The sequence below is a fragment of the Streptomyces sp. NPDC058221 genome (assembly GCF_042882365.1).
Lineage (GTDB): Bacteria > Actinomycetota > Actinomycetes > Streptomycetales > Streptomycetaceae > Streptomyces.
Genome location: NZ_JBHVWF010000249.1, coordinates 1 through 7,028 on the forward strand (window position 1 = coordinate 1; position 7,028 = coordinate 7,028).

The window sequence follows — 7,028 nt, forward strand, 5'->3', positions numbered from 1 at the left end:
TCGTTGCAGGTAGTGAGTGGGTAAAAAGACCTGAACGGAGGTACGTGCGAGTAGCGGGTGCCGACAGGCGGCCGAGCAGGCTATGTTCGGTTGTGAGGAATGGTGAATGCCAGACCTCGGCGAATGCACCACCAGGTTTCGGGCAGGTAACCCACCAACGGTTCAGAATCAGGAAATGCGGTGGGGTGGAGTCCTTGCCGACGGGGGAGGAGGAGGTGGAAGTCACCGAGTCCGCGGCTCCGGCGACCACCGGGGCCTGGTGCAAAAGGGAGATGCTCCGCCACTGAGCGGAGTGATCCGGGAACGGAGTTCTGCGTGGACATCGTCGTCAAGGGCCGCAAGACCGAGGTGCCCGAGCGGTTCCGCAAGCACGTGGCCGAGAAGCTGAAGCTGGACAAGATCCAGAAGTTCGACGGCAAGGTGATCAGCCTCGACGTGGAGGTGTCCAAGGAGCCGAATCCCCGTCAGGCAGACCGTTCCGACCGGGTGGAGATCACGCTCCGTTCGCGTGGGCCGGTCATCAGGGCGGAAGCGGCCGCAGGCGACCCGTACGCAGCGCTGGACCTGGCCACCGGCAAGCTGGAGGCCAGGCTGCGCAAGCAGCACGACAAGCGCTACAGCCGCCGCGGCACGGGCCGCATCTCAGCCGCCGAAGTCGCTGAAGTCGTGCCGGAGGCCGCGTCGTTCAACGGCGACGGCGAACTGGTCCCCGACGAAGTGTCGGAGCCCGTACCCACCACCAGGATCGGCTCGCTCGAGGTGCAGGGCGAAGGGCCGCTGGTGATGCGCGAGAAGACGCACGTCGCGGCACCCATGTCGCTCGACCAGGCTCTCTACGAGATGGAGCTGGTCGGACACGACTTCTATCTGTTCGTCGACTCCGAGACGAAGGAACCGAGTGTCGTCTATCGGCGGCACGCATACGACTACGGCGCCATCCACCTGAGGACCGACCCGCTGGCCGCTGATGAGGCGGGCGGCGCGGGCGGCGCGCTCGGCGGCTGACACCACCGCTCCATGGTGCCCCTGGAGCGCCTTGTGCGCCCCCAGGGGCACCCGCGTGCGACCACTGGATCACCGCTCTGACGTCCAGGCATGAAATCATGGCCGCCCAAGCCAATCGGTGCTCTGTGAACTGCCGTTGGCGGACGTTTGTGAACTTCAGGTCATGGCCTTCAGGGGGAGGAACGATGGCGGACACCTTCGGGCCCGTGCGCGATGCGAATGATGCCGACGATGCTGCCGGTCCCCACACCGGAGCAGATGAGGACGGTGGTTCCCGGAAGGAACCGATCCGGGTCCTCGTGGTGGACGACCACGCCCTCTTCCGCAGAGGACTGGAGATCGTTCTCGCGCAGGAGGAGGACATCCAGGTCGTCGGCGAGGCGGGAGACGGCGCGGAGGCGGTCGACAAGGCGGCTGACCTGCTGCCCGACATCGTGCTGATGGATGTACGGATGCCCAAACGCGGCGGCATCGAGGCCTGTACCGCCATCAAGGAGGTGGCGCCCAGCGCGAAGATCATCATGCTGACGATCAGCGACGAGGAAGCCGACCTCTACGACGCGATCAAGGCCGGCGCCACCGGATATCTCCTCAAGGAGATCTCCACGGACGAGGTCGCCACCGCGATCCGTGCGGTAGCCGACGGACAGTCCCAGATCAGTCCGTCCATGGCGTCCAAACTGCTCACCGAGTTCAAGTCGATGATCCAGCGGACCGACGAGCGCCGGCTGGTGCCGGCGCCCCGGCTCACCGAGCGTGAGCTCGAAGTCCTCAAACTGGTTGCAACGGGCATGAATAATCGCGATATCGCGAAGGAACTCTTCATTTCCGAGAACACCGTGAAGAACCACGTCCGCAACATTCTGGAGAAGCTGCAGTTGCACTCCCGGATGGAAGCCGTGGTCTATGCCATGCGGGAGAAGATCCTGGAGATCAGATGAGCCGGCCGGGTAAAGACCCGGGAATGTGCGGTCACGCCAGGAGCCGGGCGATTTCCCGGGTGAGCGGCCCGCGCAGCTCGGGTGCGTCGACCCGCTCCAGCCGGACGTCCGTACAGCCGACCCAGGACGCTGCTTCGACCAGTGCCTCCGCCATCGGCGCCACGGCCTTCGCGCCTGCCAGGGACACCTGCCGGGCGATCAGCGTCGTGCCCTCGCGCGCAGGGTCGACCCGGCCCTGCAGCTTGCCACCCGCCAGCAGGGGCATCGCGAAGTAGCCGTGGATCCGCTTGGGCTTGGGGACATAGGCCTCCAGCCGGTGGGTGAACGCGAAGATCCGCTCGGTGCGCGCCCGCTCCCAGACCAGTGAGTCGAACGGCGACAGCAGCGTCGTACGGTGCCGGCCGCGCGGCTCCGATGCCAGCGCCGCCGGATCGGCCCAGGCCGGCTTCGCCCAGCCCTGCACCGCCACCGGCACCAGACCGGAGTCCGCGACCACCGCGTCGAACTGCTCGGCCTTGAGCCGGTGGTAGTCCGCGATGTCCGCGCGGGTGCCGACTCCCAGCGACTGCCCGGCGAGCGCCACCAGCCGGCGCAGGCACTCCGCGTCGTCCAGATCGTCGTGGAGCACCGTGGCGGGCAGGGCACGCTCCGCGAGGTCGTAGACCCGCTTCCAGCCGCGCCGCTCGGTGCACACCACCTCGCCGTACATCAGGGCCCGCTCGACGGCGACCTTCGACGCCGACCAGTCCCACCACTCCCCGCCGTTCTTCGCGCCGCCCAGCTCCGTGGCCGTCAGTGGGCCCTCGGCGCGCAACTGCTTGATGACGGTGTCGTACGCGCCGTCCGGCAGATCGTGGTGCCACTGGGGGCGGGAGCGGTAGGCGCGGCGCCGGAAGGCGAAGTGCGGCCACTCCTCGACGGGCAGGATGCACGCCGCGTGCGACCAGTACTCGAAGGCTCGGCCGCCCGACCAGTACGCCTCCTCGACCGTGCGCCGGGCGACCGTGCCGAGGCGCGCGTAAGGAATCAGCTCGTGCGACCGCGCGAGCACCGAGATCGTGTCGAGCTGGACGGCGCCGAGATGCCGCAGCACGCCCGGCACCCCGGCCCGGCGGTCCGGCGCGCCCAGGAATCCCTGGGCGCGCAGGGCGATCCTGCGGGCCTGGTCGGCGGAGAGTTCGACTGAGGGAGGCTGCACGGACGTCATGCCTCGAACCCTAGAGGGCGGCACTGACAATCCGGCCGGGCCGTCGCGATGCTCACAGGCGGGAGGGAGTGCTCGCCGGAAGGTAGGCGCAGGTGCCCGGCAGGCCGAGGTCGGACGGGAGCAGCGCGCCGGTCCACGTATCGCGTCGTACGCCCTTGTTGAGAAGTCCGGAGCGCTGGTCGCCCTCCATGCGGAAGCCGGCCCGCAGGGCCACGGCCCGTGAGGGGACGTTGCCGGCCTCGGCCCGCCACTCCAGCCGGTCCCCGCCCAGCGAGGTGAAGGTCCAGCGGGCGGCGCAGCGGACCGCTTCCGTCATGTAGCCGCGGCCGCGATGCTCCCCGGCGGTCCAGAACCCCACCTCGTAGGTGCCCGGGAGGTTGCAGCGGTTGATGCCGAGCGCACCGGTCAGGGCTTCGCCGTCGCGCAGTACGACGGCGAAGTTGTACATGGAGTCGTCCTGCCAGCCGTTGGGTGAGAACTGTCGGGTGAAAAGCTCCGCGTCGGTGCGGCTGTAAGGGGAGGGGACTACCGTCCAGCGCTGGATGCCGGGGTCCTGGCAGGCGGTGTACACCTCGTCCGCGTCGTCCGGGGCGAAGGGGCGCAGCAACAGGCGGTCGGTGGTGAGTGTGATCGGCTCCATGTACGGATTCTGCTGACCGGCCGGGGCACGGGGCGAGCACTTTTCGCACTTCCCGGCACCTTCGGAGGCCTTCGTCCGTTGATCGGGAAGGGCACTGCGAGCTCAACGCAGTGGCAGCCCTCCCGGCGCGGCGGGGTCCTCGCTTACGATGGCCGTTGCGGTGGGGCCCACCTGCCGTGCCCGCGCCAGAGTCCATAACACGACCCAGTGCCAGGCCCGACCGGCAAGGAGACCAGCCTCAGTGTCCGTCTTCAACAAGCTCATGCGTGCAGGCGAAGGCAAGATCCTGCGCAAACTGCACCGCATCGCGGACCAGGTCAGCTCCATCGAAGAGGACTTCGTCAACCTCTCCGACGCCGAGCTGCGGGCGCTCACCGACGAGTACAAGGAACGGTACGCGGACGGCGAGAGCCTGGACGACCTGCTCCCCGAGGCATTCGCAACCGTCCGTGAGGCCGCCAAGCGAGTCCTCGGACAGCGCCACTACGACGTCCAGATGATGGGCGGCGCAGCCCTGCACCTCGGTTATGTGGCCGAGATGAAGACCGGCGAGGGCAAGACCCTCGTCGGCACCCTGCCGGCGTACCTCAACGCGCTTTCCGGCAAGGGCGTGCACCTGATCACGGTCAACGACTACCTCGCCGAGCGTGACTCGGAGATGATGGGCCGGGTCCACAAGTTCCTCGGACTGAGCGTCGGCTGCATCATCGCCAACATGACTCCGGCCCAGCGCCGCGAGCAGTACGGCCACGACATCACGTACGGCACGAACAACGAGTTCGGCTTCGACTACCTCCGCGACAACATGGCCTGGTCGCAGGACGAGCTCGTCCAGCGCGGTCACAACTTCGCGATCGTCGACGAGGTCGACTCGATCCTGGTCGACGAGGCCCGTACGCCGCTGATCATCTCCGGCCCCGCGGACCAGGCCACCAAGTGGTACGGCGACTTCGCAAAGCTGGTCACCCGGCTCTCCAAGGGCGAGGCGGGCAACCCGCTCAAGGGCATCGAGGAGACCGGCGACTACGAGGTCGACGAGAAGAAGCGGACCGTCGCGATCCACGAGCCCGGTGTCGCGAAGGTGGAGGACTGGCTCGGCATCGAGAACCTCTACGAGTCGGTGAACACCCCCCTCGTCGGGTACCTCAACAACGCCATCAAGGCCAAGGAACTCTTCAAGAAGGACAAGGACTACGTCGTCATCGACGGCGAAGTCATGATCGTCGACGAGCACACCGGCCGTATCCTCGCCGGCCGCCGCTACAACGAGGGCATGCACCAGGCGATCGAGGCGAAGGAAGCGGTGGAGATCAAGGACGAGAACCAGACCCTCGCCACGATCACCCTGCAGAACTTCTTCCGCCTCTACGGCAAGCTCTCCGGGATGACCGGTACGGCGATGACCGAGGCCGCCGAGTTCCACACGATCTACAAGCTCGGTGTGGTGCCGATCCCGACCAACCGGCCGATGGTCCGGGCCGACCAGTCGGACCTGATCTACCGCACGGAGGTCGCGAAGTTCGCCGCCGTCGTCGACGACATCGCCGAGAAGCACGAGAAGGGCCAGCCGATCCTGGTCGGCACCACCTCGGTCGAGAAGTCCGAGTACCTCTCGCAGCAGCTGTCGAAGCGCGGTGTGCAGCACGAGGTCCTCAACGCCAAGCAGCACGACCGGGAGGCGCCGATCATCGCCCAGGCCGGTCGCAAGGGCGCGGTCACGGTCGCGACGAACATGGCGGGCCGCGGTACGGACATCAAGCTGGGCGGCAACCCCGACGATCTGGCCGAGGCGGATCTGCGTCAGCGCGGGCTCGACCCGGTCGACCACGTCGAGGAGTGGGCGGCCGCGCTGCCCGCGGCGCTGGAGAAGGCCGAGCAGGCCGTGAAGGCCGAGCACGACGAGGTCACCGAGCTCGGCGGGCTCTATGTCCTGGGTACGGAGCGGCACGAGTCGCGTCGTATCGACAACCAGCTGCGTGGTCGTTCCGGCCGTCAGGGCGACCCGGGCGAGTCCCGGTTCTACCTGTCGCTGGGCGACGACCTGATGCGTCTGTTCAAGGCGCAGATGGTCGAGCGCGTGATGTCGATGGCCAACGTGCCGGACGACGTCCCGATCGAGAACAAGATGGTGACGCGGGCGATCGCGTCGGCCCAGTCGCAGGTCGAGCAGCAGAACTTCGAGACGCGTAAGAACGTCCTGAAGTACGACGAGGTGCTCAACCGGCAGCGTGAGGTCATCTACGGCGAGCGGCGCCGCGTCCTGGAGGGCGAGGATCTGCAGGACCAGATCCGCCACTTCATGGACGACACGATCGACGACTACATCCGCCAGGAGACGGCGGAGGGGTTCGCCGAGGAGTGGGACCTGGACCGGCTGTGGGGCGCGTTCAAGCAGCTCTACCCGGTGAAGGTCACGGTCGCGGAGCTGGAGGAGGCCGCCGGGGATCTCGCCGGGGTCACCGCCGAGTTCATCGCCGAGTCCGTCAAGGACGACATCCACGAGCAGTACGACGAGCGTGAGAAGACGCTCGGCTCCGACATCATGCGTGAGCTCGAACGGCGTGTGGTGCTGTCCGTGCTGGACCGCAAGTGGCGTGAGCACCTCTACGAGATGGACTATCTCCAGGAGGGCATCGGCCTGCGGGCCATGGCACAGAAGGACCCGCTGGTCGAGTACCAGCGCGAGGGCTTCGACATGTTCAACGCCATGATGGAGGGCATCAAGGAGGAGTCGGTCGGCTACCTGTTCAACCTGGAGGTCCAGGTCGAGCAGCAGGTCGAGGAGGTGCCGGTGCAGGATGCGGCGGCGACCTCGCTGACCAAGGAGGACGCCGTTCCGGCGGCGCGTCCCGAGATCCGGGCGAAGGGGCTCGACGCTCCGCAGCGTCCGGACCGGCTGCACTTCTCCGCTCCCACGGTTGACGGGGAGGGCGGGGTCGTCGAAGGCGACTTCGCCAACGGTGACGGTGACAGTGGGGCCGGGGCGGAGTCGGACGGGCTCACTCGGGCGGAACGGCGCAAGGCGCAGAAGAGTGGTGGGGGTGGGCGGCGCCGCAAGAAGTAGCGTGCGCTGACTGCTGGATTACGGCCGGGGCCGGGCACCTGTGGGTGTCCGGGCCCGGCCGTTGTGCGTGTGCGTGTGCGTGTGCGTGTGTTGGGGGTGGGTGCGCCTGCGGCGGGCCTGTTCCCCTCCCCGCCCCTTCCCGTAACCGGGGGGGGGCGCCCCCCCCCCCGC

Annotated in this window: 5 protein-coding genes; 3 read left to right on the forward strand and 2 right to left on the reverse strand. The window is 67.8% G+C overall.

The window, feature by feature from the left end; all coding sequences use genetic code 11:
- Positions 1–315: 315 nt before the first annotated feature.
- On the forward strand, positions 316–1,005 hold the full coding sequence (gene hpf / locus ACFVW8_RS37795) for a ribosome hibernation-promoting factor, HPF/YfiA family (protein ID WP_389698347.1): 690 nt from the start codon (positions 316–318) through the stop codon (positions 1,003–1,005).
- A gap of 185 nt (positions 1,006–1,190) precedes the next feature.
- Positions 1,191–1,946, forward strand: a complete 756-nt coding sequence (locus tag ACFVW8_RS37800) for a response regulator (RefSeq protein ID WP_389698349.1) — start codon at positions 1,191–1,193, stop codon at positions 1,944–1,946.
- A gap of 31 nt (positions 1,947–1,977) precedes the next feature.
- Here ACFVW8_RS37800 and ACFVW8_RS37805 read toward each other — a convergent pair whose 3' ends face one another.
- Together ACFVW8_RS37805 and ACFVW8_RS37810 are read right to left on the reverse strand one after the other, a co-directional pair.
- Positions 1,978–3,153, reverse strand: coding sequence for a winged helix-turn-helix domain-containing protein (locus tag ACFVW8_RS37805; RefSeq protein WP_389698351.1), 1,176 nt, complete (start codon positions 3,151–3,153; stop codon positions 1,978–1,980).
- 52 nt (positions 3,154–3,205) lie between these two features.
- On the reverse strand, positions 3,206–3,793 hold the full coding sequence (locus ACFVW8_RS37810; protein WP_389698353.1) for a GNAT family N-acetyltransferase: 588 nt from the start codon (positions 3,791–3,793) through the stop codon (positions 3,206–3,208).
- 241 nt (positions 3,794–4,034) lie between these two features.
- Between ACFVW8_RS37810 and secA the strand changes: the two genes are divergently transcribed.
- Positions 4,035–6,857, forward strand: a complete 2,823-nt coding sequence (gene secA, locus ACFVW8_RS37815; RefSeq protein WP_389698355.1) for a preprotein translocase subunit SecA — start codon at positions 4,035–4,037, stop codon at positions 6,855–6,857.
- The last annotated feature ends 171 nt before the right edge of the window (positions 6,858–7,028 follow it).

Bases quoted from the DNA above. Each gene is read 5' to 3' on its own strand.
- ACFVW8_RS37800 (WP_389698349.1), top strand. From the start codon at position 1,191: ATGGCGGACACCTTCGGGCCCGTGCGCGATGCGAATGATGCCGACGAT.
- ACFVW8_RS37805 (WP_389698351.1), bottom strand. From the start codon at position 3,153: ATGACGTCCGTGCAGCCTCCCTCAGTCGAACTCTCCGCCGACCAGGCC.
- ACFVW8_RS37810 (WP_389698353.1), bottom strand. From the start codon at position 3,793: ATGGAGCCGATCACACTCACCACCGACCGCCTGTTGCTGCGCCCCTTC.